Source organism: Aeromonas sp. 102P (assembly GCF_051920345.1).
GTDB classification, from domain to species: Bacteria; Pseudomonadota; Gammaproteobacteria; order Enterobacterales; family Aeromonadaceae; genus Aeromonas; species Aeromonas veronii.
Map to the genome: position 1 here is coordinate 430,372 of NZ_JBQBCZ010000001.1, position 24,724 is coordinate 455,095.

The following is a 24,724-nucleotide window of genomic DNA, read 5'->3' on the forward strand; positions in this document are numbered from 1 at the left end:
GATGTACACGGAAACCATCAACAAGTGCGCCGCCAACGCGGCCCGCATCAACCGCTTCGAGCGCAGCGACAAGCTCGGCTTCTGGCTCAGCTCCGCCATGGCGGGGGCCTATGTGGGCCTCGGCATCATCCTGATCTTCACCCTCGGCAATCTGGTGGATCCCGCCATCCGGCCGCTGGTGATGGGGGCCACCTTCGGTATCGCCCTGACGCTGGTGATCATCGCCGGCTCCGAGCTGTTTACCGGCCACACCATGTTCCTCACCTTCGGGGTGAAGACGGGCAAAATCACCATGGCCGACCTGCTGCGTATCCTACCGCAGACCTGGGCGGGCAACCTGATTGGCTCCGTCGTGGTGGCGCTCATCTACTCCTACGGCGGCAGTCTGCTGCCGGACGCGGGCAGTCTGGCCCACAAGGTGGCGCTGGCCAAGACTCAGGCCCCGGCCCTGACCCTGTTTATGAAGGGGATCCTCTGCAACTGGCTGGTCTGCCTCGCCATCTGGATGGCGCTGCGCACCGAAGGGGCCTCCCGCTTCATCGCCATCTGGTGGTGCCTGCTGGCCTTTATCGCCTCCGGCTACGAGCACTCCATCGCCAACATGACCCTGTTCGCCCTCTCTTGGTTCGGCGCCCACTCGGATGCCTACACCCTGGGCGGCATCGGCCACAACCTGCTGTGGGTGACGCTGGGCAACACCGTCTCCGGCGTTCTCTTTATGGGCCTCGGCTACTGGTATGCCACCCCGAAAGCAGAGCGCCCGGTCGCGGTACACGAGACCACCAGCACCGCCAACCAGACCCGAACCGCCTGATCCGGAGGCCCCATGGACTACTTGCCCATCTTTTGCCGACTCGACAACAAACCCGTGCTGCTAGTCGGCGGCGGCGAGGTAGCGGAGCGCAAGGCGCGCCTGCTGCTGGATGCCGGTGCCCACCTCACAGTGGTCGCGCCCGAGCTCGACCCCGAGCTGGCGGAACTGGCTGCCAACGGGAGCATCGAGTGGCTGGCCGGTGAATTTGTGCCGGAACAACTGGCGGGCAAGTGGCTGGTGGTGGCCGCAACCGATCGGCGCGAGGTGAATGCACTGGTTTACCAGAGCGCCAATCAGGCGCGGATCTTTGCCAACGTGGTGGACGACCCGAAACGCTCCAGCTTCATCATGCCGTCGATCATCGATCGCTCGCCGCTGATGGTGGCCATCTCCTCCGGCGGCAAGGCGCCTGTGCTGGCCCGGCTGCTGCGGGAAAAACTGGAAGCCCTGCTGCCGCAACATCTGGGGGCCGTGGCGGCCTTCGCCGGCAGCCTGCGGGAGCGGGTCAAGGCGCGATTCGCCAGCATGGGAGAGCGGCGCCGCTTCTGGGAGCGGCTGCTCGGGGCGGATCGGCTCGGTCAGGCGCTAGCGCGGGGGGATAGCGCCTCTGCCCACCAGCTGGCCGACAGCCTGTTTGCCGACGAAAGCCAGAGCGCTGGCGAGGTGGTGCTGGTGGGTGCCGGCCCCGGCGATCCGGGTCTGCTCACCCTGCACGCCCTGCGCCAGATGCAGCAGGCGGACGTAGTGGTTTACGACCGACTGGTCTCCGACGAGGTGATGGCGCTGGTGCGCCGGGATGCCAAGCGCATCTTCGTCGGCAAGCAGGCGGGCAACCACTGCGTGCCGCAGGAGGGGATCAACCAGCTCTTGCTGGAGGAGGCGACAAAGGGGCAACGGGTGGTGCGGCTGAAGGGGGGCGACCCCTTTATCTTCGGCCGTGGCGGCGAGGAGCTGGAGACGCTGGTCGGCAGCGGCATCGGTTTTCAGGTGGTGCCCGGCATCACCGCAGCCAGCGGCTGCGCCGCCTACGCCGGCATTCCGCTCACCCACCGCGATCACGCCCAGAGCGTGCGCTTCGTCACCGCCCACGGCAAGGGGGGCGCCCGGGATCTCGACTGGCCGCTGCTGGCCAAGGACAAGCAAACGCTAGTGTTCTACATGGGGCTATCCTCCTGCGCCACCATCCGTGAACAGCTGCTGGCCCACGGCAAGGCGAGCAGCACCCCGGTAGCGCTGATCGAGCGCGGCACCCAGCCCTGCCAGCGGGTCATTCGCGGCACCCTCGATGAGCTACCCGCACTGGCGATGGGGGTCGAGAGTCCGGCGCTGATCATGGTGGGCTCGGTGGTGACCCTGGCCGACCGGCTCGCCTGGTTTGGCGAGGCACCACAGGCTCAGCGCGCCCTCGCCTGAGGGATCCTCGGCAAACGATCATGAGGCCACCAGCAGGTGGCCTCACTTTTACCCCCCTCTTCTCCCATCGCGGTCGTAACCTGTTGTTTTAAGTCTGGTATCCTATGGGCATTGAGCCCTTGGCTACCATCTCAGGAATTCATCCCATGTCTCTTCCCATCAAGAACAGCGCCCGGCAGCGCGCGGATGACAGATCCCGCATTCTCACCCTGCTGCTACGCGATGATGCCCTCACCGACAGCCTGCTCGATCCGCAGGTGGTGCAGGATGCCGAGCAGCGCGATCAGACCAGCGAACTCACCGCGCTGGTCAACGGGTTGCCCGCCGCCGACGTCGCCGATGCGCTGGAGTCGCTGCCGCCCGATGAGCGTCATGCCCTGTGGGCGCTGGTGGAGGAGGAGAAGCGCGGCCAGATCCTGGTCGAAGCGTCGGAGACGGTGTGGGACAGCCTCATCAGCGGGATGAGCGACAAGGAGCTGCTGCACGCCCTGCACACCCTGGATATCGACGACCAGATCTATCTGGGCCAGTACCTGCCGCGCAACCTGATGGGGCGGCTGCTCACCTATATGGCCCCTGCCGAGCGGGATCGGGTGCGGGAGGTGATCCGCTACGGCAAGCACACCGTCGGCGCCATGATGGACTTCGAGATCATCACCATCCGCCCCGAGGTGACGCTCGCCACTGTGCAGCGCTATCTGCGGCTGCGCGGCAAGATCCCCGCCAACACCGACAAGCTGTTCGTCATCGACCGGCGCAACCACCTGCTGGGGGAGCTGGCCCTCACCACAGTGCTGCTGCACAAGCCCGCCACCTTGGTGAGCGACGTGATGGAGCGGGATCCGGTCACCTTCGATCCGGAGGATAACGACGAAGCAGCCGCCCGTACCTTCGAGCGGGATGACCTGCTCTCCGCCGCCGTAGTGGATGGCAAGGGCAAGCTGATGGGCCGCCTCACCGTCGAAGAGGTGGTGGATCTGGTTTATGAGGAGAGTGACACCGACCTGCGCCGGATGGGGGGTATCAGCGAGGATGAAGACGTGTTCGCCCCTGTCTCCAAGGCGGTCAAGACCCGCTGGGCCTGGCTGGCGCTGAACCTCTGCACCGCCTTTGTCGCCTCGCGGGTGATCGGCATGTTCGAGCACACCATCTCCCAGCTGGTGGCGCTGGCGGCCCTGATGCCTATCGTCGCCGGGATCGGCGGCAACACCGGCAACCAGACCATCACCATGATAGTGCGGGCGCTGGCGCTGCAGCACATTCAGGCGGGCAACCTCTCCTTCCTGCTGCTGCGGGAACTCGGGGTCGCCTTTATCAACGGGCTGGTGTGGGGTGGCACCATGGGGCTTGCCACCTATCTGCTCTATCAGGATGCGGCGCTCGGCGCGGTGATGACCCTGGCCATGATGCTCAACCTGCTGGTGGCCGCACTGATGGGGGTCATCATCCCCATGACCATGACCCGCCTCGGCCGCGACCCGGCAGTGGGGGCCAGCGTGATGATCACCGCCATCACCGACACCGGCGGCTTCTTTATCTTCCTCGGGCTGGCGACCATTTTCCTGCTGTAACCAGCCACTCAATCCATAAAAAACAGGCCCACCGAAGTGGGCCTGCTGTTATCTGTGTGATCGGGAATATCGCGATAAAGGGCGCTACTCCCGCTCCTTCACATAAGGTGTACCAAGTGCCTTGGGGGCCACCGCACGGCCGATAAAGCCGGCCAGCAGGAACACGGTCAGGATGTAGGGCAGTGCCTCGATGGCCTGCACCGGAATGGCGAAGCCACCGATGCTGACCCCTTGCAGCCGGATGGCAACCGCATCGAGGAAGCCGAACAGCAGACAGGCGGCCATGGCATTCCAGGGGCGCCACTTGCCGAACACCAGCGCCGCCAGCGCCATAAAGCCCTTGCCCGCACTCATGTTGGGGATGAACTGGGCCGTCTGGGCCACCGCCAGATAGGTGCCACCGATACCGGCCAGCAGGCCGCCGATGATGAGCGCGGTGTAGCGCATCCGCACCACAGAGATACCGGCGGTATCGACCGCTGCGGGCGCCTCGCCCACCGCTCGCAGACGCAGGCCGAAGCGGGTACGGAACATCACCCACCAGGCCAGCGGTACGCAGGCAAACGCCACGTACTCCAGCAGGGAGTGGCCGCTCAACAGCTCGCTGTAGAGCTGGCCGATCACCGGCACATCCCACAGCTCCTTGGCATAGGGCAGATCGATGGGGGCGAAACGGGCATCACCGGACAGTGCCGGGGTCTGGCCCCCCTGATCGAACCAGTAACGGCCCAGGGTCACGGTCAGACCGGCCGCCAGAATGTTGATGGCCATGCCGCTCACCACCTGATCACCGCGGTGGGTGATGGTGGCAAAGCCGTGCATCAGGGCGAACAGGATGGAGACACCCACCCCGGCACCCAGACCTACCCAGGCAGAACCGGAGACCGCCGCCGCCGCACCACTGGCGAACGCCGCCGCCAGCAGTTTGCCTTCCAGCGCGATGTTGACCACCCCGGAGCGCTCGCAGAACATGCCAGCCATGGCCGCCAGAATGAGCGGCGGCGCGGTACGGATGGTCGCATCCAGCATCAGGATCAGAATTTCAAACATGATCAGACTCCTTTAGCTTGCGCGGCTGAGCGGTTGGCAAACGCCAGATAGAGCTGCTCGATGCGCGGACGCATCATGTGCTCAAGGGCGCCACAGAACAGGATCACCAGACCCTGCAACACCACTACGATGTTGCGGTCGACACCGAACTCGAAGCTGAGCTCGGCGCCCCCCTGATAGAGGAAACCGAACAGCAGGCTGGCGATGATGACGCCGACCGGATGGTTGCGCCCCATCAGCGCCACCGCGATACCGGTGAAGCCGAACCCTTCCACGAAGTTGAGCTTGATCTGGTGCAGTTCACCCTGCAGCACGTTGAGGGCGAAGAAACCCGACAGCATGCCGGAGATGACCATCGCCAGGATCACCACCTTGGGATAGGAGATACCGGCGTAGGCGGAGGCGCTTTGGCTGGCCCCGACCGAGCGGATCTCGTAACCCCAGCGGGTGTGCCAGATAAAGACCCACACCAGCGCCGCACAGATCAGCGCCCAGAAGAAGCTGATGTTGAGCGGGCTGTTGGGGATATCCATCCCGAACAGGCTCGCCATCCCGCTCATCTTGGGCAGCCAGCTTGCTTCGGCAAACACCTTGCTCTCGGTCGCCATCGAGCCGGGTGGCTTGAACACCTCCACCAGCAGGTAGGCCATCAGCGAGGCGGCAATGAAGTTGAACATGATGGTGGTGATGACGATATGGCTGCCGCGCTTGGCTTGCAGCCAGGCCGGAATAAAGGCCCAGGCCGCACCGAACAGACCACCGGCAATGATGGATAGCGGCAACAGCAGGGCAAACGGCAGCACATCGCCGAGCATCAGACAGACCAGGCCGACACCGAGACCGCCGATATAGGCCTGACCTTCACCACCGATATTGAACAGACCGGCGTGGAAGGCGACCGCCACCGACAGACCGGTAAAGATAAAGCCGGTTGCGTAGTAGAGGGTGAAACCGACCCCTTCACCGGTGCCGAACGCGCCGTACCACATGATCTTGGCGGCATCGACCGGGTTGATGTCGAGGTAGTAGAACAGGATGGCCGACACCAGGAAGGCCAGCAGGATGTTGACCGCAGACAAGACGCCTACGGAGACCCAGGCAGGAATACGTACTTGGCTCATCAGTGGGCCTCCTTGGCTACTTCATCGGGAACGATATTCGCCATCATCAGACCAATGGTGCGCTCATCCGCCTTGGCACCATCCAGCTCGCCGACGATGCGACCATCGGCAATGACCAGAATGCGATCTGCGAGGCTCATGATCTCGTCCAGCTCCACCGAGACCAGCAGCACCGCCTTGCCCTTGTCGCGCATGGCGATGATCTGCTGGTGGATATATTCGATGGCGCCGATGTCGACCCCGCGGGTCGGCTGGCCGATCAACAGCACATCCGGGTCCTGCTCAACTTCACGGGCGATCACCAGCTTCTGCTGGTTGCCACCGGAGAAGTTGGCGGTCTTGTGATCGGGATGGGGCGGGCGCACGTCCCACTTCTCCATCTTGGCCTGGCAATCCTGCTGGATCGCCTCCTTGTTCTGCAGCCACCCCTTGTTGTATTGCGGGCGACGGTGATAACCGAGAATGAAGGCCTCTTTCGCCTCGAAGCGGTTGATCAGCCCCATCTTGTGGCGATCTTCCGGCACATGGCCGAGGCCGTAGTTGCGCACCAGCTCGGGATCAGCCGGGTGCTCCGCGCTCACCTTGTGCACGCCGCTGCGGCTGCTGATGGTGAAGCTGCCCTTGCTCGGCTTGAGAATACCGCCAAGCAGGCTGAGCAGTTCGGACTGACCGTTGCCGGAGACCCCGGCGATGCCGACCACCTCACCGGCCCGCACCTCGAAGCTGACCGATTTGACCCGCTCCACCTTGCTGGCGTCGACGTAGCTGAGCCCTTCGATCTTCAGCTTGGCTTCACCGGGCTGGGTTGGCCCCTTGTCGACTTTGAGGCGCACCTTGCGGCCCACCATCAGTTCGGCCAGCTGCTCCTTGTCGGTATCCTTGGTGGCGACATGTGCCACCATCTCGCCACGGCGCATGATGGAGACCTGATCGGTAATAGCCAGGATCTCCCGCAGCTTGTGGGTGATAAGGATGATGGTTGCCCCCTGATCCCGCAGCTTTTTCAGCACCTCGAACAGGTGATCCGCCTCTTGCGGGGTCAGTACCCCGGTCGGCTCGTCGAGGATCAGGATGCGGGCGCCGCGATAGAGCGCCTTGAGAATTTCGACCCGCTGTTGCAAGCCAACCGGCAGATCTTCGACCTTTTCGTGCAGCGGCACGTCGAGGCCATAATCCCGCGCCAGTTCGCCCAGCAGCTTTTCGGCTGACGCCACGCTCTGCTGAAGGTGCCAGCCGTTCTCAGCGCCGAGGATGACGTTTTCCAATACGGTGAAGTTATTGACCAGCATGAAGTGCTGGTGAACCATGCCCACCCCTGCGGCAATCGCATCTTGTGAGCCATGGGGTTTGAAAGGATTCCCGTCGATCAGCATCTCGCCTTTGTCGGCATGGTAGAAACCATAAATGATGCTCATCAGGGTGGACTTACCGGCGCCATTTTCGCCGACAATGCCGTGGATACTGCCTTTGCGAACCTTAAGGTCGATCAGCTTGTTGGCGTACACTTCGCCGAACCGCTTATCGATACCTCTTAATTCGATGGCATAGCGATCTGTCTGGTCCATGATGCAGCCCTGCGTTTCATGAAATAAGACTAAAAACCGGCCCGTGCGGGCCGGTGGTGCGTTGAGAGTCGTAGCAGCTATCTAATTAGTATTTGCAGGTGTTATCGCTCATGTAGTCATGAACCTTGACCTTGCCAGCGATGATTTCAGCCTTGATGGCATCCACCTTGGCTTTCATTTCCGGGGTGATCAGCTTCTCGTTGTCCTTGTCGAGTGCCCAATCCACACCACCTTCGGCCAGACCCAGGTTCTTGATACCCGGCTTCCACTCGCCTTTGGCCGCGTCATCCCAGGTCTGGTAAGCTGCCAGACCCACAGACTTGACCATGGAGGTCAGCATAGTGCCCGGTTGCAGGTGGTTCTGGTTGGAGTCCACACCGATGGCGAACTTGCCGCTGTCCTTGGCTGCCTGATAGACACCGATACCGGTACCGCCAGCTGCGGCGTAAACCACGTCAGCGCCCTTGGCGAACTGGGACTTGGCCAGCTCGGCACCTTTGGCCGGGTCAGCAAACGCGGCCGGGGTAGAGCCCGCCATGTTCTGGAACACTTCGATCTTCGGATTGACGAACTTGGCACCCTGCTCGTAACCGCACTGGAATTTGCGGATCAGCGGGATATCCATGCCGCCCACGAAGCCGACCTTGCCGCTCTTGGAAGCGATGGCAGCCAGCGCGCCCACCAGGAAGGAACCTTCATGCTCCTTGAAGATGACGGACTGGACGTTCGGCTTGTCGACCACCATGTCGATGATGGTGAACTGGGTTTTCGGGAACTCGGTCGCCACTTTTTCTACGGCAGAGCCCATGTTGAAACCGACCGCCACGATCGGGCCGTTGCCACGGCTGGCCAGACGACGCAGACCCTGCTCGCGCTGGGCTTCGTTCTGGGGTTCAAACTCTTTGACCTTGACGCCCTTGTCCTTGTTGTAGAGCTCGACGCCGTTACGGAACACGGCTTCGTTGAATGATTTGTCATACTTGCCCGCGGTGTCATAAATGACGGCTGGCTCGGAAGCAGCCTGAGCAGAGAGAGCAGCGAGAGTGAGGGAGGCCACGGTGGCCAGCTTGAGCACTTTAGTCACGATCGTATCCTTGATTGTTATTAAGTGAGGGAACTTGCTTGCCTGTCAGAGCAGGCTATCTAGCACGCAGGCTTACTCTAAGTCAGCCCCGATGCGGGTCAAGCAAATGATAAGGGAAAAACGTTTGCGTTAACGGTTTGAATTCTAAGCAAATAACCTTATAAGCAGTTGTTTTTTAGCTACTTTTCAGTTTTTTATGCTAACAACCAAAAGACCCAAACGACATTTCTCTTATTGTTCAGCAAGTTACTGTAAACCGTTTTCCCCTGTTATTCATCCAGCCCCCCGGCAAGCCCGTGATCCGGCTCGCAAAATCCCCACAAACCGCGCGAGCAAGGATTGGCTACAGCTGGAGACCTCCCCGTCCCGTTCTCTCTGCGCCAGCCAAAAATGGCCACATCGGCGCCCCTGCAAGCGCCCATCTCGCCCCTCCCCCCGAGTTTGGATTTGGTCTGACGGGGGGATGGCCGTATAATCCTCGCCTGTATAAATAAACAGGAGTGGTGATGGACGTTTCAACCCTGCTCGACGGGCTCAACGACAAGCAAAGAGATGCCGTTGCGGCGCCCCGCAGCAACCTGCTGGTGCTGGCCGGTGCCGGTTCGGGCAAGACCCGGGTGCTGGTGCACCGTATCGCCTGGCTGATGCAGGTGGAACGCTGTTCACCCTTCTCCATCATCGCGGTCACCTTTACCAACAAGGCGGCGGCCGAGATGCGTGGCCGGGTCGAGAAGGTGATCGGCGACGGCGTGCGCGGCATGTGGATCGGCACCTTCCACGGTATCGCCCACCGCCTGCTGCGGGCCCACCATCTGGATGCGGGCTTGCCGCAGGATTTCCAGATCCTCGACTCCGACGACCAGTACCGGCTGATCCGCCGGGTGCTCAAGGCGCTCAACCTCGACGAGAAGCACTGGGCCCCGCGCGCCGTGATGGGCTACATCAACGGCAAGAAGGATGAGGGCTTGCGCCCCGGCGACATCGATCTTTACGGCGACCCCGTCACCCGCACCTATCAGCAGATCTACAAGACCTATCAGGAGACCTGCGATCGCTCCGGACTGGTGGATTTTGCCGAGCTGCTGCTGCGCGCCCACGAGCTGTGGCTCAACAAGCCGCACATCCTCGAGCACTACCGCGACCGCTTCCAGAACATCCTGGTGGACGAGTTTCAGGATACCAACGGCATCCAGTACGCCTGGCTGCGGATGCTGGCGGGCAACAGCGGCAAGGTGATGATCGTCGGCGATGATGACCAGTCCATCTACGGCTGGCGCGGTGCCAAAATCGAGAACATCCAGCGCTTCCTGACCGACTATCAGGGGGCCGAGACCATCCGTCTCGAGCAGAACTACCGCTCCACCGCCAATATCCTCAAAGCGGCCAACAGCGTCATCGCCAACAACGCCGAGCGCCTTGGCAAGGAGCTGTGGACCGAAGGTGCCGAGGGCGAGCCGATCTCGCTCTACGCCGCCTTCAACGAGGTGGACGAAGCGCGCTTCGTGGTCGGCCGTCTCAAGGATTGGAAGGAAAAGGGCGGCCTCTTGGCCGACTGTGCCATCCTCTATCGCTCCAACGCCCAGTCCCGGGTACTGGAAGAGGCGCTGATGCAGGACGCCATGCCCTACCGCATCTACGGCGGCCTGCGCTTCTTCGAACGGCAGGAAATCAAAGACGCCATGGCCTACCTGCGGCTTATCAACAACCGCGGCGACGACGCCAGCTTCGAGCGGGTGGTCAACACCCCGACCCGCGGCATCGGCGATCGCACCCTCGAGATCCTGCGCGGCAACGCCCGCGATCAGGGGCTCAACCTGTGGCAATCGGCCAAGGCGCTGCTCAACGACAAGGTGCTGACCGGTCGCGCCGGCAACGCGGTGCGCGGCTTTGTCGAACTGATCGACGCGCTGGAGGAGCAGGTGTCCATGCTGCCGCTGCACCAGCAGGCGGATATCGCCATCCAGAACTCCGGCCTCAAGGCGATGTATCTGGCGGAAAAAGGCGAGAAATCCCAGGCGCGGGTAGAGAACCTGGACGAACTGGTCACCGCCTGCCGCCAGTACCAGCGCCCGGACGAGCTGGAAGATATGAGCGATCTCTCCGCCTTCCTCGCCCACGCGGCGCTGGAATCCGGCGAGAATCAGGCGGATGAATATGCCGATGCGGTGCAACTGATGACCTTGCATAGCGCCAAGGGCTTGGAGTTCCCGCTGGTGCTGCTGGTCGGCGTCGAAGAAGGCATGTTCCCCAGCCAGCAATCCACCGAGGAGTCGGGCCGGCTGGAAGAGGAGCGCCGCCTCTGTTATGTCGGCATGACCCGCGCCATGGAGAAGCTCTACATCTGTTATGCCGAGAGCCGCCGCATCTATGGCCGCGAGATGTTCCACAAGCCGAGCCGCTTTATCCGCGAGATGCCCGCCGAATGTCTGGAAGAGATCCGGCTGCGCACTCAGGTCAGCCGCCCCACCCAGTACGGCCGCTTTAGCCAGAACGAGGCGCAGCAAAGCTTTGACGCCAGCGGCATCAAGCTCGGCCAGCGGGTGCTCCATCCAAAATTCGGCGAAGGGGTGGTACTCAACTTCGAAGGGGTCGGCCAGCAGAGCCGGGTGCAGATCCAGTTCGACGACGTTGGCGCCAAGTGGCTGGTGACGGCCTATGCCAGATTGGAAGCGCTCTGATTTTTCCCGTCTTTTGATACAACCAACCCGGCTTAGGCCGGGTTGGTTGTATCATTTATTGAGATGGCTTCATAACTCGCTCATTCGAATACGCTTCGCGATTTACCCAACCCAATGCCCACATCAGAGTAAGATAATGACTGGGACCCCATCCTAAGATACGTTCACAACGGTGCTGAACTGAATAAGGCAGTACAATACAAAGAGGCAGACCAAAAGGAGATCAAAGCAATAACCATACCCCTTCCACAGAATATCAATGATAAACTTAAACATCAATTTAATATATATCAGAAATGGCCTACACTAATTCACCATTTGGTTCGATTGCCACATTAAAATTATATTTCACTTACTTCCTCCATACTATTTATCTTAGGTGAATATCGTGAGCTATTTATTAAGCCATCGATGCCAATATATATAGGTGAGTCTAATAATGTAAGTAGATTATGTTCTACTAAGTTAGTGACTATCGGATATAACTCCCATACCGGAACACCACAAAGGTCTGCTATATCAATTAATGATCGCATCCCATCCGACCAAGTAAGCAAATCCATCATTACCTTTACTTCCTGACCACTTGATTTGGTTGATAACGTTGGATAAAGTCCTCGCCTTCCTAACTGTGGTTCACAATAAACGTTAACCTTTGGGTAGGTGAAATTTTCAATAGCTTCAATAGCTTTCATTAACGCATTATAGCCACCAGCCAATCCTTCGGGTGTAACCACATGTTCAAGATCATCAAGAGAGGTGTGGTATTCAGCATACTCACCATATTTTGTTCTCATAATTGATGCTATCGGTAAATCAACACCTGGCGCACAATATTGACGTTCATCACTACCTCTATCGGCCCAATTATAACGCTTGAAATTTTCATCTATATTCTTTAAGACATGTAATGCAATAATATCACTAATTGTTTTTCCATTTCTTGAGGGAAGATAAGAATAGCATCTATTATCTCCGACACAGGAGATGTTAAATCCAGCAAAAACGTTAGATTTTAAAGTTATGATATTTTTGCTTAAATATGTTATTGACCCAATGGTTTCTGGTATAAAAACAAATCTATATGTATACTTGTTGTTTTTCCTTTCACTCAACCACTTGGCCAGATATGCCGTGACAGAAATCCCAGACAGTTCATTATTTGCCATAGATGGGTGACAAATGTAGGTTGAAATAAAAACCTCTTTATCTGACTGCCCTCTAATTAATAGCTCACCATAAGTCAACCAACCATTAAATAGCTCAGAGTCTATAACAACATGGTACTCTCCTTCCTCTAACTGCATTCTGTCATTTTGTGAAATACAGAAACCCCACCTCTTTTTGTAATATGATGTGATATATGGTATTGCATTAGGCTGATCAGGGAGAGAATATAGGAATTTATTTAACTCCGATAAATCCATTCGTTTATTAACCGGAATACTATACCCCACTAAATGGAGATTATTTTCACGAAAATCACATATTTTCTTACCACTTGGTGTAATGATATAAGCCTCACGGACATGCCATTCTTCGGGGATCGTCCAATCGAAGACTCGCTCCCCCGATGCCACTTCGCGAATTCAACTTCGAAGTGCGACACTCGCCTATGCCGCCTGACGGTACTCTTCGAATACCTTGACAGGCTGCCTGAATCCGAGACATTTCCGAGGTCGTAGGTTGAGCCACTGCTCCGCTCTCCTGACATCCTCGTCCGTGACCTCTCTCAGGTCTGTTCCCTTTGGGATAAACTGCCTCAACAGCCCATTGCTGTTCTCGTTCAGACCGCGCTCCCACGAAGAGTAAGGGTGCGCAAAGTAAGTCTCGGCACCCAGCGCTTCCTCTATCGCCTTGTGTTCGGCAAACTCGCCGCCGTTGTCAAAGGTGATGGTATGCACCTGCTCGATGTAGGGCGTTAACATCTCGATTATCGCATCCCGCACCACCCCAGCCTGTTTGCTCGCGACCCGCTTGACCAGATAGAGCCGGCTCTTGCGCTCCACCAGGGTGACCAGTGCACCTGTGCCTTGCTTGCCCAGCACCGTGTCCGCCTCCCAATCACCGAGCCGCTCCCGGCTATCGACGATAGCCGGCCGTTCATCAATAGAGCGGGCTTCCTTGATGGGAGAACGCAGGCTGCTCGCCCCCTTGCGGTAGCGCTTGTGGCCCTGGCGCAGATGGCGGTACAACTGGCCACCCCGGGCTTTGTCGGCGGCCACATGGCGGTATATCCACTCGTGACTCACCATGAGGCCTATCTGCTTGCCCACCGCGCTTATCTGCTCCGGGCTCCACCACCAGGCGAGTGTCAGCTCGACAAACTGGATGACATCGGCAGATAGCCGAGATTTGGCCGCACTGGCCCGTCGGTGGGTGGCGTGCTGATGCGCATTGTCTGGCTGGTAGCCCTGCGGCCCGGCGTTACGACGCAGCTCCCGGTAGAGGGTGGAGCGATGAACGCCAATGGCGCGTGCGGTGGCAAGGATGGACATCCCCTGTGCGCGAAGCACCGATAACTGGTATCGTTGCCCCTCGGTCAACTGCTGATAGCTCATGGTGATACTGCTTTTACTTTGGCGAGCAGAAGGGTACCACCAATCAGCAGTTGGCCACCTCTCGCCATTCATCCATGAGTGTCGCACTTATTATCTGAATTCCCGCTTCATGTATCCTAAGATCGGGGATTATATTAGTTAATTCTTTAAGAGTGTCCCTCACACCATCACCAGTAATACTCCTATTAAAATGCCACAGCGACTTGGCAAGAGCATGAATACAATTACCTATCATTACTACCGCTCCTCTATAGAGAATAAGTGGCCACGAGCTTTACCATCGTCTATGAGCTTACTTATATAGTTAAACATATCCGCAGCATTTATTGTTCTTAAGCCACTACCATGCCTGGGCCTGAATCCCTTATAAAGCCCTACAGACCATAGCAACTCCCCAGCTGGATTCACATTTGTTACAACCCCACGCTCGATATCTCGCACATATAATTTATATTTTTTTCTTGTTGTTTCACCTTGAATGTTCGTGTAGTCTCCAGAAAATTCTTTGAAATATCGATAACTAACCATTTTCACTTCTTCAATATGATGATAAAACGTCATACTGTACTGATCTTCCAAATCTAAAGATGCTATTTTACCACCCATATGCTTTAAAATTCCAAATGGAGAGTCTTCAGCATAACCACTTTCATTATCAACGTTATAAAACAATTTTTGATACTTACCAATAACTGCAAATGAATAAATTGGATGTCCTGTTCTTATGGCATCTTTATGCTTTCGAGCAACCTCAGTCAATGCTCCCATTTGCGATGGGGTAGTCCTAATATCAAATGGCATGCCTTTTGTAAAATCAAAGTTAAATAATGGCAGCAGCAATGTCCCTTGCTGTCCCAGCACATCCAATAGACTATCTAAAATATCGCTAGGAGAAATTGATGAACCATTTCTTTTGTATTCAAGAAGTGTTCTTTTAATATTGCTATGAATAAGAACTGTATCTCCTGGTACGATTCCAGATTGAAGCCACCTCTGTTTGAGAGAGCTGACATGAAATATATTATTACTCATCTACATTTCCTTTATTCTGACAAAAATTCATCCCAAAACCCCATCAGATATTTATTTTTTAAGACCAGCAAAGCTGGGACACCCCTTAACCATCCCCTCATATGAGCGAGGCGTGGCGCGGCTTCTGAGGTATGATCGCCATCCTTGACCAGCTAATACCCAACAGACTATCCCCATGTTTAACCACGAACTAATCCTCAACCACATCGACGATATATTTGGACAGGACATGCATGCTAAGCGTGTTCTTTCCCTCGCCAATGCTACCCTCGGGGTTATCGAGTCAGGTTCACTGGCCATCCACGCCATCGGTAGTGGCCTCTCCTTGGCCAACGGTCTCGAACGTAAACATGCGGTTAAACAGGTGGATCGCCTGCTCACTAACACCAAGCTCAATGTCTGGAGCCTCTTTGACGATTGGGTGCCCTATATGGTCGGTGAACGTACCGAGATCGTAGTCTCCATGGACTGGACCGAATTCGATGCCGATGATCACAGTACCTTGGTTATCAGCCTGCAAACCAACCACGGTCGCAGTACTCCGCTGCTGTGGAAAACCCATCGGAAATCGTTGCTCAAAGGGCAACGCAATGCCCATGAGAAAGAGCTGCTCACCAAGCTCAAGCAGACGTTGCCAGAGGGTATCTTCGTGACGGTAGTAGCTGACCGCGGCTTTGGTTACATGGAGCTGTTCGAACGCCTGGAGCAAGAGCTAGGCTTTGCTTATCTCATTAGATTTAAAGGAAATGTTTTGGTTGGTTACCCTGGTGTAGAGCAGGTTCCAGCTCGGGACTGGCTAACGCCGACCGGGCGCACCCGAACCCTCAAAGCGGTGGAGCTAACTGGGCAGCGACAGCCTGTCGAACGGGTCTATTGTTGTCATAAGAGTGGCATGAAAGACGCGTGGTTTCTGGCCAGTAACCGGACCGACCTGAGCGCCGCCAAGGCGTTGCAACTATACGGCCAGCGCTGGGGTATCGAGACCAGTTTTCGTGATATCAAAGATTACAAATTCGGCATGGGTATGGGAGATGTGCACATCAGTAATCCGGTCCGGCGCGACCGACTGTTTTTATTCAGTGCCCTGGCCATCGTCTTGCTGACGCTGCTGGGTAAGGCTGGAGACAGTGTCGGTCTAGAGAGAACGATCAAGGTCAATACCAGCAAGAGCCGAACCTATTCGTTCTTTCGGCAAGGGGTCATCTATTACCAGTTGCTACCTAAAATGAAAGAAGCCAATGCGGTCTTGTTGATGGATAAATTTATCTACTACCTGAAGCAACACCGCTTATATACCCGCACACTTGGAATTATTTGAGTCTCTAAAAATGAGGGGATCTCTGAGGGGACACCCACCTTTCTGACTGAGGCGTAGCTGATAACGCTACGCCCTGTTTATTCGGCGCAGGTACCTGATTACTTAACCAACTTGCTCTCCATCACCCCTTGCTTGCCCTCCTCTTCGCTGACCTGACTCAGCTTGGAGCGGGCCATGGATTTGACCCCATAGATCCAGACACTTTTTCCCGCTTAGGGTTGTGATACCCGACTGCGCAGAAATTCCCGAGGTGAACGGTATCCCAAGGCGCTGTGCGGGTGGTGTTCGTTATAATGCTCAAACGCGATGGCCAAGTTGCCTACCGCTGTTCGGCTATCTGGTTTCGGCATCATCTCGATATAGTCTCGCTTCATCGTCTTGACGAAGCTCTCCGCTATACCGTTGCTCTGTGGGCTTCTCACCGCAGTCGTTCTGGGCTCCAACCCGATTTCTCGTGCAAACGCGCGGGTCTCATGGGCGCGATACGCCGAGCCATTATCAGTCAGCCACTCCACCGGTGATGCCGGCAACGCATCCCCGAAGCGTCGTTCGACAGACCTCAGCATGACATCTTGCACTGTGTCACTGTCGTAACCCCCGGTACTGGCAGCCCAGTCCAAGGTTTCCCTGTCACAGCAGTCCATGGCGAACGTGACTCGTAGTTTTTCACCGTTATCGCAGCGAAACTCGAAGCCATCTGAGCACCAACGTCGATTGCTCTCTTTGACGGCAACACGCCCCTTATGTGCCTGCTGGGCCAATGGTGCCGCCGGTTTTCTTTCCAGCAGCAGGCCATGATCGCGCATAACGCGATATACCCGTTTGGCGTTTACCACAGGCTGTCGTGTTGCCTCTGACTGACGCCGTAACAGCGCCCAGACTCGGCGATACCCATAGGAGGGAAGCTCAGCCATCGCTTCCATGATCCGGCCAAGTAAGGCAGCATCATCATGCTGGCGATGATGACGACCATCTTGCCAACCTGGTTTTCGATGAACACGAACGGATAGCTGCGCACGCGATACATTAAGGGCCTGGCTCACAGCACTTAATCGTCGTCCCCCGGCAACAAGGGCGCATGCGCAATCCATTTTTTTGCTCGACCATACTCCACGGCTTCTTTGAGGATCTCGTTCTCCATGGTCTTCTTCCCGAGCAGACGCTGGAGCTCTCGGATCTGCTTGATGGCAGCAGCCAACTCGGAGGCTGGAACAACATCCTCACCGGCGGTGATCGCCGTGAGAGACCCTTCCTGGAATTGCTTACGCCATTTGAAAAGCTGGTTGGCGTTGACGTCGTGCAAGCGAGCGACATGAGAGACGGTCATTCCGGGCTCAAAGGTCTGCTGCACGATGGAGATCTTTTCCTGCGGAGTCCGGCGTCGACGGCGCTCAGCCCCTGTTAACACTTCGACCATCTTCTCGTTGCGACTAGTACTGAACATAGTTCCAAGACTACCTCTTAAGTTAAGAGGGGCGAAGTGTCTGGATCTTCAAGGGGCCAATCTAGGCCATCAGCAGGCCCATCTTGACCTCCTGCCAGACATAGTAGTTTTTACCCGCCTCGGTGCTGAGGGTCAGGGTGGCATCGTTCTCCGACTTGGAGGTGATGGTGTGGCTGCCCGGTGTCACCTGCTTGAGGATGTAGGTGTGGGCCACGGTATCGCCGACAGCCACGCCATCCACCAGCAGCGGCATTTTGACGGCCGCACCGAAGGTCTCATTGCGATAGATATAGAGGTTGGCCGCATCCTTGGGCGCCACAAACTGCTTGGCCTGCGCATCTGCGGTGGCATCGGCCATGGGTACGGAAGCACAACCGGAAAGCAGCGCCGCCGATAGCAAGGCGGCACCCATCATTATTTGCCTGAACATAGTCGTTATTTTTTAGTGGGTTAACGGGATTTAAAGGTTCGCATGAGCCTGCGCTGGCTGACAATCGCTCAAATCGGTCGGGGTGTGACCCGGTTCAATTTTCCAGCATTTTACTGCCTCTTCCTGCCACAGCCATCTCTATCGCCAAATCGGCTACTGCCCTCAAACCTGACTGGCAGCACAAGCAGAAGACATTGATTTATCTTGTCTTTCAGCCGTATTCATCTGGCGGGTTGGACTGGTTTTTAATGACGCGCTCATCCGAATATGTTTCGATGTTCACCCCAACACCTCTCTGTAAGCAGAGCAATATCTGCACATCGACGACATCGCCAAGGATTATCAGTGCCTACTGGATTTATGAATCACACCCAAGCAAGCCGACTGGCGATAAGAACCCGTGCATCACTAAGCAGGATCAATTGGCCGCTCTACTTGGCGCTTTTGATCACAGCCGCTTTGCCGACCATCTATACCACCACGCGAATCTTCTACCTCGGCGATCTCCCGACAGAGTGGGGAGTCAACATTGCAAGCCAGCTGGCCTGGGTCAATCTGGGGCTGGAGGTTGTGCAGGAGGCGCTGATTCTGCCGTTGTTCTATCTCTTGGGAAAAACACTCCATGAGCGTGACGCCACACTGAACAAGCTCAAAACAGGTCTCATTGTCACCGTCGGGATCTATTCCCTCTTTACGGGTCTCATTGCTCTCTTCGCTATGCCACTGGTGCAGGCTATGGCTCAAAGCCCGGAGCAAGTTGCGGCCACCGTGGACTATATACGTCTCGAAATGATTGGCACGACTCTCTTCAATGCGGTTCGCTTCCTGACCATATTCTTCGTCCTGCAAGATTGGCGCCGCGCCATATATACCGTTCTTGCCATCCAGCTTCTGGTCAGTGTCACCCTTGATACACTCCTGCTCAGCCAGTTTGAATTTAGCTTCCGGCTAGGGGTCAACGGCATCGCGTATAGCAACATAGTGGCAAGCATCTGCACCCTCGTTTATGCACTCGGGGTTGTCAGGCAGAGATACCGGCTCACCTCTGCTGACCTGTATGTGCAAGCCGAATTCGGATGGATGCGGGAGTGGTTCCGAGTTGGCAAATGGAGCGGCGTGGACTCATTGATACGGAATGCTTTCTTCCTCATTTTCATCATCAGAATGATCAATGTTGTCGAAGAACAAGGGACATTCTGGGTTGCCAACAGCTTTATATGGGGATGGTTACTGCTTCCGTTTTTACCGATGGCAGATCTCATAAAGCAAGATGTGTCACAAGGAGACAAGCTCCCGCATTGGGACAAAATGCTTGGCTATTTCACCACCTGCGTCCTCATTGCAATTGCATGGATACTCCTCTCACCGGGTTATGAATGGTTCATCAGAAACATCCTCAACACAGCGATCACCCAGCATCTTCACCTGATCCTGCTTTCACTACCGTTTTACATGCTGTTCATGTTCAACACCTGCATGGATAGCGTCCTGTATGGCCGGGGACAAACCCGTTATTTGGCCATTCAATCGGTGATCACCAACGTCACCGTCTATGGCACCGCCTATGTGTGCTACCTGCAAGGCTGGTTGACGCCATCACTCGATGGCATAGCGATTCTCTTTGGGTGTGGTATTGCGGTGGACACGCTGGTGACCGGATGGCTCTACAGCCGGCACCTCCGACAAGAAAATTACGCAGTCTAGGTCATGTATGTTGCTAAAGCAGATGACATCTCCCTGACGACTCAAACCGGCTTGAAACAAAAAGATGGGTATCCCAATGAAAGTACCGCCAGCCAAGGCGTCATGTTGCCCCACCACAGATGAGAGTCATTAATGTCTAAGTTAATACCGACACTGCGCCGGATGGGGTTGTGGTTGTTACGAAAAACGGCGCTGGCGCTGCTGACCAGCCTGCTGTTTATGATTTCGTTCACCCTGTTTCAATACGTATCGTGGTGGCCCGCACTGACCGAGGATACTTCCCTCCAATGGGGCGGCTTCTCCTCCAGTCATACCTTGGCTGAGCTGATCCCGGCCATGCTAGAATTCAGCGCCGTGCTCGCCTGTGTTTACTTACCCCTGTTTTTGCTGATAGCCCGCCCGCTGTTGTTGCCGCTCTTTGCCGGACTCTGGCTGTGGCAAACCTATGACCTCGCCTTTATGACGGCGACCGCCTCGACCTGGCAGCCTCACGAGATCATCTGGACTTTTATCCTGCCCCATACCCACTGGTTGCTGCTAACCCTGCTGCCGCCTCTGCTGCTGATCCGCCATCTGGACAACCAACTATTTGCCACAACGCCAACAGCACACTCGGAGATGAGCCCTCTTGCAGACAAACCGTAATCGAGGGAATCGTCCGATTACGCTTCGCTAATCGAACCTACACGACGACTCAAAGCGGCTTGAAGCGGTGCAATTGAAGGGCAGGTAAACAGAGAGGGGAGATCAGAAACCCGGCCGCCAGACGGGGCGCGGTGGCCGGGTGAATTGTAAAGAGTAGGGTGACAGGGAAAGGGATCAGCCTAGTCTAATCAACTCGATGGGGGCGTAACGCTCTCCGGAGTTTGCCAGCAGCACGCACTTCTCATGCTCCGCCTGATAGGGGGTCATGTTGTCGGTATGGGCCTCTTTCAGAAAATCGACTGCGCCAGTGGCGGTAATCATCACGCGCTGACCCAGGTTCAGCACATTGCGGTTACGGTCATAGATCTTCATTTCATTCTCCTTTTCTTGTGTCCTGGCGGATGCGCAGGCGTCTGTCCAGGACAACGGCATTCAGCCTACGCCCCTGAAAAAAGGTGATTTATGTCACAGATCAAAAAAGGGGCGATAAGGGACTCGCTGGCTCACAAAGCGAGCATCCCCCTTGGCCAGCGGTTGTCGCGCGAAGTAGCGCTACCCTGCCCTTTTCGTCGCGGCAGGCTCGAACCCGGCAGCGGTTGGGGTATATTGGTGGCCGATTAGCCAGTCTCATTCACTGTGGCCGCACACGCGGGCCGCTGTTTCAACAAGATGGAGAGTGCTCATGAATCGCGACATTACCGCCCAGTTCATCAAGATGCTGACCAATCTGGATCACTGTCTGGCCAAGGCCGAGGCCCACGCCGCGGCGAAGCAGTTCAACGTGGAGAACTTCTTCGGCGAGCGGCTGATCGTCGATATGCTGCCGCTGTCCAAGCAGGTGCTGATCTGCTGCGATTCGGCCCGCGCCGTGGTCGCCACCGCCAGCCACAGCGAGCTGCCGGCCATGGGCGATGACCCCAAGACCATGGCGGATCTGCGCGCCCATATCGGCAAGACCATCACCTATCTGCAAGGCAAGCTGGAGGCGGACTACAGCGAGTATGCCAGCGCCCGCTACGTGCCCCACTGGGCGGGCGGCAAGGGGATGGATGGCCATACCTGCGTCCATGAGTACGGCATTCCCAACTTCTACTTCCACCTCACCATGGCCTACGCCCTGCTGCGCCGCGCCGGGGTCGATCTCGGCAAGCGCGACTATCTGGGCGGGCTCAACCTGCAATAAGCGCTGCGCGCCACAGGCGGCAAACAGATAGCAAAAGCCTGCCACGCGGCAGGCTTTTTTATATCGGGTGGTACTGGGCTGGTGTGCAGAAGGGCTGCACCCTAGAAGGGGCCGTTGCGCTCGCGCAGCTTGTCGGGCAGGCCGTCGTGATCACCCAGCTCGCGCGCGGGTACGTCATCCCAGTGCAGCTTGCCAAGGGTGATATTGCGCTCGGGATGCACGGCGTAGTGGATGCGGTTGTCCTCCCGATCCGTGTCGCCGATGCAGAGCAGGCGGACGATCTCCTCGGTGTTGTTGATAAAGGCGTGGGCCAGCCCGTCACCGGCCTTGAAACCGACCGAATCCCCCGGTTGCAGCCGATAGAGCACGCCGTCGAGCCAGACATCCGGCGTCCCTTCCAGCACGTGGACAAACTCGTCTTCGGTCTTCTCGGCATGGGGCCAGCTGGTGCGATGGCCGGGCTCGACAATCTCGTGGTGAATGCCGATGCGGCTAAAGCCGAAGTGCTTGCCGAGGGCGCAACCGCGCGATAGGGGCTCCTGGCTGCCGGAGTAGTAGCGCGGCGTCTGCTCTTGCAGCTCGCTCCAGTGTTTGATGCAGGGGTGGCGATTCATAGCGGTTCCTTTTCTATGAGGATGCAGTCACGGAAAGGAGCATCCTAACTGCCTGAATGCGGCTGAGAAAAGCAGAAATCGGTCGCCGATTTCACCGCTGACAGCGAAACGGCGGACTCGGCGATGGGTCGATCGCCTATTCCGTAAGGGCTGAACGGCCATGCCAGCGGCATGTGGTGCGGACAAAAATAGAGACAAAAAGAGGGAGCCGCTGGCTCCCTCTCTCGATCTGTCTGCCCCCGTTTTCTGAGGCTGACATTCCGCTCTTATTTCCCGCTCTTATTTCCCCAGATTGTCCGCCAGCTGTTTGGCGCGGCTGGCCGCCCACTGGTCGATCATCTTTTCCATCTCCCCGGCGGTGATGGGCTCATCCTTGTGGGTAGTATCCGTACTCTCGCGGGCATCCATCACCCGCACCAGCAGCTTGCCGCTCCGGGAGTCGAGCAGCTGGGCCATGCTGCCTACCTTGAGCAGGTAAGGCTCCTTGCCGATCACTTCGCGGGTGACGTTGATGGCGATCTTGGCCGGCAGCAGGTCACGCAGCTTGGGGTCAGGACGGGTCAGGTCGAAGTTGGTGACGGCGGCCTGGATCCGCATCACTTTCGGGCCGGGGGCGGTGGCGATCTTGACGCCCTGCTTGATCAGCTCGCTCTGGAACTTGTCGTGGTAGTAGCGGCCAATCTGGTTCTGTTCGTTGGCGGTCAGCAGATACCACTGACCATTCTCCTGCCGGATAAACTGCAGCGGATCGAGCAGCACTTCATTGTATTGGCGCAGGTCAAAGCCCGGCTCCTTGTAGACGCGCTGATTGGGGTTGCTCTCGCTCTGCTGGAAGGCAGTCAGCGGGATCGCCTGCAAGCTGTGGGATACCTGATTCTTGACGGCGCAGCCACCCAGCAGGGCCGCAGCCACGGCAACCATCACGACCTTTTTCATATTTGCTCCTGCATTTTACTGTTTGTTTTTGCGGTGGATTTCGCACCACATGGCTGGATAACCCGTGCCGGATGCCGCCAATGTCACAGAGAAATAACCTATTCATCACCTTCCCACAAGGGACAGATCAGGATTGTTCAGCTCACATCCAAGTTGTCACAATTGAGGCACTTTTGTACAGGGTCAGCTAGGGTACGAACGGCGATCTGGCGAGGGTTCGGTTGTTTAATCCGGCTAAATGGGGCTACGGTAAGCGCTCGGTTTTTTCAAACGATGGGGGCCAGCGAGCAGCGTGAGTTGAACGGGGAAATGCCCTGGAACGGGCGATGACCGATCATCAGCCATCTTGCGCAAACTTGCCTGCCGCCGAAGAAGCAGCAGGCTCATTCATCAGTTATCGAGATCCCAGGGGCACAGCTTGACCAGCCCCTCTTTGCCGCTGGCAACGATCGCCTGCTGCACCATCCGTTTGTAGCGATTCTTGATATGGGCGGGCAACGCGGGCACCAGCAGCCGTTCGTCAAACTCCGGCAGCGGGCGATCTGGCAGCACCGCCTGCTCCTGCGGGCTGAGGGGCGGTCGGGAGGCAATATTGCTGGCCGAGATGGTTGGCGTGCCCACCAGCATCTGGCGTTGCAGCGGCGCGCTCAGCAGAAAATCCACCAGCAGGTAGGCAGCCTTAAGCCGTGCGGGATCATCCCCGACATGACGGGCGATGGAGATCGCATCGAGGGCATAGATGGCCCCCTCCTGCACCATGGCGATCCGCCACTGCTGATCGTTCTGCTTGTTGCACTCCACCAGCTCCAGCCCCCAGGTGGTGGCAAAGGTCTGCTGACGCAGATCCTCGCAGCGGTTGGCCTGATTGAACCAGAAGCCGCGACTGGCCTGCAGCCGCTGCGAGAGCTGCTGCTCCACCTCTTGCTGCAAGGTCTTGTCGGCCAGCATCTCGCCGCTGGCAAACAGGGCGGGCGACTTGCCCAGCGAGAGCAGTACCGAAAAGAGCAGTGGCTCGAACTGGTCGCAGAACTCGGCAAACTGGCCCGACGGCGAGCTGTTGGCGAGCACCTGCCAACTGGTCGGCGCTTGCGGCACCTGCTTGCTGTCATAGGCGAGGCTGAACATGGCGTAGGAGAAGGGCACCGAGTAGTTGCGCTCCCCCTGCTTGTCATACTCGGTGTTCTTGAGTGCGGGCTTCACCTCGGCGTAGTGCTGCAGGCGACTGAAATCGATGGGGAGCAGCAGCTTGAACAGCGGCTGGTGATGGGCCTTGTAGAAGTAGCTGGTCGGCAGCACCACATCGGCGCTGCGGGTGCGCAGGGCGCGGTAGACGCTGTCGAAATCGGTCAGCAGCGGCTCGATCCGGCTGACCGTCGCTTCCACCCCATGGGCTTTGGCGTAGTCGGCAAACTGCTGTTCGTAGCCTGCGGGCAGATAGCCCCACTCCAGCAATTTGAGCTGAACCGGGGCCGCCAGCGCCGGGGTCATCCCCAGCAACCAGCAAAGAGGCAGTAGACGCATGGCCGGGCACTCCTGACAGGTAAACCTTGCTGGAGTATAG

Annotated in this window: 22 protein-coding genes and 2 pseudogenes; 9 read left to right on the plus strand and 15 right to left on the minus strand. The window is 57.3% G+C overall.

The window, feature by feature from the left end:
* Window position 1: 1 nt before the first annotated feature.
* From nirC to mgtE, 3 genes are all read left to right on the plus strand, one after another.
* Window positions 2-814 (plus strand): nitrite transporter NirC, encoded by an 813-nt coding sequence (nirC, locus tag ACTG1K_RS02110; RefSeq protein ID WP_440004756.1) that lies wholly within the window; start codon window positions 2-4, stop codon window positions 812-814.
* Between the two features lie 12 nt (window positions 815-826).
* Window positions 827-2,227 carry a siroheme synthase CysG gene (cysG, locus tag ACTG1K_RS02115; RefSeq protein WP_440004757.1) on the plus strand — a complete coding sequence of 467 codons (1,401 nt, stop codon included), beginning with the start codon at window positions 827-829 and terminating at the stop codon, window positions 2,225-2,227.
* A 146-nt stretch (window positions 2,228-2,373) separates the two neighbouring features.
* Window positions 2,374-3,798 carry a magnesium transporter gene (gene mgtE, locus ACTG1K_RS02120; protein WP_440004758.1) on the plus strand — a complete coding sequence of 475 codons (1,425 nt, stop codon included), beginning with the start codon at window positions 2,374-2,376 and terminating at the stop codon, window positions 3,796-3,798.
* A gap of 84 nt (window positions 3,799-3,882) precedes the next feature.
* On the opposite strand, the gene ACTG1K_RS02125 is transcribed toward mgtE, so the two are convergent.
* The 4 genes from ACTG1K_RS02125 to ACTG1K_RS02140 form a co-directional block, all read right to left on the minus strand.
* Window positions 3,883-4,848, minus strand: coding sequence for an ABC transporter permease (locus tag ACTG1K_RS02125; protein WP_005342529.1), 966 nt, complete (start codon window positions 4,846-4,848; stop codon window positions 3,883-3,885).
* A 2-nt stretch (window positions 4,849-4,850) separates the two neighbouring features.
* Window positions 4,851-5,969: an ABC transporter permease gene (locus tag ACTG1K_RS02130; protein ID WP_201944166.1), complete on the minus strand. Its 1,119-nt coding sequence runs from the start codon at window positions 5,967-5,969 to the stop codon at window positions 4,851-4,853.
* Window positions 5,969-7,534 (minus strand): ABC transporter ATP-binding protein, encoded by a 1,566-nt coding sequence (locus ACTG1K_RS02135; protein ID WP_069555542.1) that lies wholly within the window; start codon window positions 7,532-7,534, stop codon window positions 5,969-5,971. Before ACTG1K_RS02135 ends, ACTG1K_RS02130 begins: the two co-directional genes overlap by 1 nt.
* 85 nt (window positions 7,535-7,619) lie before the next feature.
* Window positions 7,620-8,618 (minus strand): BMP family lipoprotein, encoded by a 999-nt coding sequence (locus tag ACTG1K_RS02140; RefSeq protein ID WP_005340803.1) that lies wholly within the window; start codon window positions 8,616-8,618, stop codon window positions 7,620-7,622.
* A gap of 506 nt (window positions 8,619-9,124) precedes the next feature.
* Here ACTG1K_RS02140 and uvrD point away from each other — a divergent pair.
* Window positions 9,125-11,296: a DNA helicase II gene (gene uvrD, locus ACTG1K_RS02145; RefSeq protein ID WP_425856664.1), complete on the plus strand. Its 2,172-nt coding sequence runs from the start codon at window positions 9,125-9,127 to the stop codon at window positions 11,294-11,296.
* Between the two features lie 341 nt (window positions 11,297-11,637).
* Here uvrD and ACTG1K_RS02150 read toward each other — a convergent pair whose 3' ends face one another.
* Genes ACTG1K_RS02150 through ACTG1K_RS02165 form a run of 4 tightly spaced genes read right to left on the minus strand, consistent with a single transcriptional unit; the run spans window position 11,638 to window position 14,889 of the window.
* A complete protein-coding gene (locus tag ACTG1K_RS02150) occupies window positions 11,638-12,876 on the minus strand; it encodes a DUF4910 domain-containing protein (RefSeq protein WP_440004759.1) in 1,239 nt (412 codons plus the stop codon).
* Between the two features lie 33 nt (window positions 12,877-12,909).
* Window positions 12,910-13,857, minus strand: a complete 948-nt coding sequence (locus ACTG1K_RS02155) for an IS30-like element ISAs2 family transposase (protein ID WP_019706001.1) — start codon at window positions 13,855-13,857, stop codon at window positions 12,910-12,912.
* A gap of 43 nt (window positions 13,858-13,900) precedes the next feature.
* A complete protein-coding gene (locus ACTG1K_RS02160; protein WP_440004760.1) occupies window positions 13,901-14,092 on the minus strand; it encodes a DUF4910 domain-containing protein in 192 nt (63 codons plus the stop codon).
* A 2-nt stretch (window positions 14,093-14,094) separates the two neighbouring features.
* The gene (locus ACTG1K_RS02165) at window positions 14,095-14,889 is read right to left on the minus strand and encodes an AAC(3) family N-acetyltransferase (RefSeq protein ID WP_376889653.1); all 795 of its coding nucleotides are present in this window, start codon (window positions 14,887-14,889) and stop codon (window positions 14,095-14,097) included.
* A gap of 175 nt (window positions 14,890-15,064) precedes the next feature.
* On the opposite strand from ACTG1K_RS02165, the gene ACTG1K_RS02170 reads away from it, so the two are divergent.
* Complete coding sequence (locus tag ACTG1K_RS02170) at window positions 15,065-16,207, plus strand: IS4-like element ISAs18 family transposase (RefSeq protein ID WP_440004761.1); 1,143 nt, start codon at window positions 15,065-15,067, stop codon at window positions 16,205-16,207.
* Window positions 16,208-16,305: 98 nt separating this feature from the next.
* On the opposite strand, the pseudogene ACTG1K_RS02175 reads toward ACTG1K_RS02170, so the two are convergent.
* From ACTG1K_RS02175 to ACTG1K_RS02185, 3 genes and pseudogenes are all read right to left on the minus strand, one after another.
* A pseudogene (locus ACTG1K_RS02175) lies at window positions 16,306-16,419 on the minus strand (DUF2846 domain-containing protein); the annotation flags it as partial.
* Window positions 16,420-17,624, minus strand: a protein-coding gene (locus tag ACTG1K_RS02180; protein WP_139731354.1) for an IS3 family transposase whose coding sequence is annotated in 2 segments (ribosomal slippage) — window positions 16,420-17,306 and window positions 17,306-17,624 — 1,206 coding nt in all. Because the reading frame shifts where the segments join, the coding sequence is not laid out codon by codon here.
* Between the two features lie 91 nt (window positions 17,625-17,715).
* Window positions 17,716-18,081 (minus strand): annotated as a pseudogene (locus ACTG1K_RS02185) (DUF2846 domain-containing protein); the annotation flags it as partial.
* Window positions 18,082-18,441: 360 nt separating this feature from the next.
* Here ACTG1K_RS02185 and ACTG1K_RS02190 point away from each other — a divergent pair.
* Entirely contained in the window at window positions 18,442-19,785 is a 1,344-nt protein-coding gene (locus ACTG1K_RS02190; RefSeq protein ID WP_440004762.1) for an MATE family Na+-driven efflux transporter, read from the plus strand.
* A gap of 162 nt (window positions 19,786-19,947) precedes the next feature.
* Window positions 19,948-20,430 carry a hypothetical protein gene (locus ACTG1K_RS02195; protein ID WP_440006791.1) on the plus strand — a complete coding sequence of 161 codons (483 nt, stop codon included), beginning with the start codon at window positions 19,948-19,950 and terminating at the stop codon, window positions 20,428-20,430.
* 174 nt (window positions 20,431-20,604) lie between these two features.
* On the opposite strand, the gene ydfZ is transcribed toward ACTG1K_RS02195, so the two are convergent.
* Window positions 20,605-20,802: a putative selenium delivery protein YdfZ gene (ydfZ, locus tag ACTG1K_RS02200; RefSeq protein WP_064339119.1), complete on the minus strand. Its 198-nt coding sequence runs from the start codon at window positions 20,800-20,802 to the stop codon at window positions 20,605-20,607.
* Between the two features lie 90 nt (window positions 20,803-20,892).
* On the opposite strand from ydfZ, the gene ACTG1K_RS02205 reads away from it, so the two are divergent.
* Both ACTG1K_RS02205 and ACTG1K_RS02210 read left to right on the plus strand, forming a co-directional pair.
* On the plus strand, window positions 20,893-21,051 hold the full coding sequence (locus ACTG1K_RS02205; RefSeq protein ID WP_182963057.1) for a hypothetical protein: 159 nt from the start codon (window positions 20,893-20,895) through the stop codon (window positions 21,049-21,051).
* Between the two features lie 61 nt (window positions 21,052-21,112).
* A complete protein-coding gene (locus tag ACTG1K_RS02210; RefSeq protein ID WP_064339118.1) occupies window positions 21,113-21,613 on the plus strand; it encodes a DUF1993 domain-containing protein in 501 nt (166 codons plus the stop codon).
* Window positions 21,614-21,714: 101 nt separating this feature from the next.
* Here ACTG1K_RS02210 and ACTG1K_RS02215 read toward each other — a convergent pair whose 3' ends face one another.
* The 3 genes from ACTG1K_RS02215 to ACTG1K_RS02225 form a co-directional block, all read right to left on the minus strand.
* Window positions 21,715-22,227: a cupin domain-containing protein gene (locus ACTG1K_RS02215; protein WP_064339117.1), complete on the minus strand. Its 513-nt coding sequence runs from the start codon at window positions 22,225-22,227 to the stop codon at window positions 21,715-21,717.
* A 279-nt stretch (window positions 22,228-22,506) separates the two neighbouring features.
* Window positions 22,507-23,163: a DUF3313 domain-containing protein gene (locus ACTG1K_RS02220; protein WP_440004763.1), complete on the minus strand. Its 657-nt coding sequence runs from the start codon at window positions 23,161-23,163 to the stop codon at window positions 22,507-22,509.
* A gap of 390 nt (window positions 23,164-23,553) precedes the next feature.
* A complete protein-coding gene (locus tag ACTG1K_RS02225) occupies window positions 23,554-24,684 on the minus strand; it encodes an ABC transporter substrate-binding protein (RefSeq protein WP_440004764.1) in 1,131 nt (376 codons plus the stop codon).
* Between the last annotated feature and the right edge of the window lie 40 nt (window positions 24,685-24,724).

Excerpts from the sequence above, each read along its gene's own strand:
- ACTG1K_RS02125 (WP_005342529.1), bottom strand. The coding sequence starts at position 4,848 with ATGTTTGAAATTCTGATCCTGATGCTGGATGCGACCATCCGTACCGCG.
- ACTG1K_RS02155 (WP_019706001.1), bottom strand. The coding sequence starts at position 13,857 with ATGAGCTATCAGCAGTTGACCGAGGGGCAACGATACCAGTTATCGGTG.
- mgtE (WP_440004758.1), top strand. The coding sequence starts at position 2,374 with ATGTCTCTTCCCATCAAGAACAGCGCCCGGCAGCGCGCGGATGACAGA.
- ACTG1K_RS02220 (WP_440004763.1), bottom strand. The coding sequence starts at position 23,163 with ATGAAAAAGGTCGTGATGGTTGCCGTGGCTGCGGCCCTGCTGGGTGGC.
- ACTG1K_RS02135 (WP_069555542.1), bottom strand. The coding sequence starts at position 7,534 with ATGGACCAGACAGATCGCTATGCCATCGAATTAAGAGGTATCGATAAG.
- ACTG1K_RS02210 (WP_064339118.1), top strand. The coding sequence starts at position 21,113 with ATGAATCGCGACATTACCGCCCAGTTCATCAAGATGCTGACCAATCTG.
- ACTG1K_RS02215 (WP_064339117.1), bottom strand. The coding sequence starts at position 22,227 with ATGAATCGCCACCCCTGCATCAAACACTGGAGCGAGCTGCAAGAGCAG.
- ACTG1K_RS02160 (WP_440004760.1), bottom strand. The coding sequence starts at position 14,092 with ATGATAGGTAATTGTATTCATGCTCTTGCCAAGTCGCTGTGGCATTTT.
- ydfZ (WP_064339119.1), bottom strand. The coding sequence starts at position 20,802 with ATGAAGATCTATGACCGTAACCGCAATGTGCTGAACCTGGGTCAGCGC.
- ACTG1K_RS02165 (WP_376889653.1), bottom strand. The coding sequence starts at position 14,889 with ATGAGTAATAATATATTTCATGTCAGCTCTCTCAAACAGAGGTGGCTT.
- uvrD (WP_425856664.1), top strand. The coding sequence starts at position 9,125 with ATGGACGTTTCAACCCTGCTCGACGGGCTCAACGACAAGCAAAGAGAT.
- ACTG1K_RS02190 (WP_440004762.1), top strand. The coding sequence starts at position 18,442 with ATGAATCACACCCAAGCAAGCCGACTGGCGATAAGAACCCGTGCATCA.
- nirC (WP_440004756.1), top strand. The coding sequence starts at position 2 with ATGTACACGGAAACCATCAACAAGTGCGCCGCCAACGCGGCCCGCATC.
- ACTG1K_RS02195 (WP_440006791.1), top strand. The coding sequence starts at position 19,948 with ATGGGGTTGTGGTTGTTACGAAAAACGGCGCTGGCGCTGCTGACCAGC.
- ACTG1K_RS02130 (WP_201944166.1), bottom strand. The coding sequence starts at position 5,969 with ATGAGCCAAGTACGTATTCCTGCCTGGGTCTCCGTAGGCGTCTTGTCT.
- cysG (WP_440004757.1), top strand. The coding sequence starts at position 827 with ATGGACTACTTGCCCATCTTTTGCCGACTCGACAACAAACCCGTGCTG.
- ACTG1K_RS02225 (WP_440004764.1), bottom strand. The coding sequence starts at position 24,684 with ATGCGTCTACTGCCTCTTTGCTGGTTGCTGGGGATGACCCCGGCGCTG.
- ACTG1K_RS02170 (WP_440004761.1), top strand. The coding sequence starts at position 15,065 with ATGTTTAACCACGAACTAATCCTCAACCACATCGACGATATATTTGGA.
- ACTG1K_RS02205 (WP_182963057.1), top strand. The coding sequence starts at position 20,893 with ATGTCACAGATCAAAAAAGGGGCGATAAGGGACTCGCTGGCTCACAAA.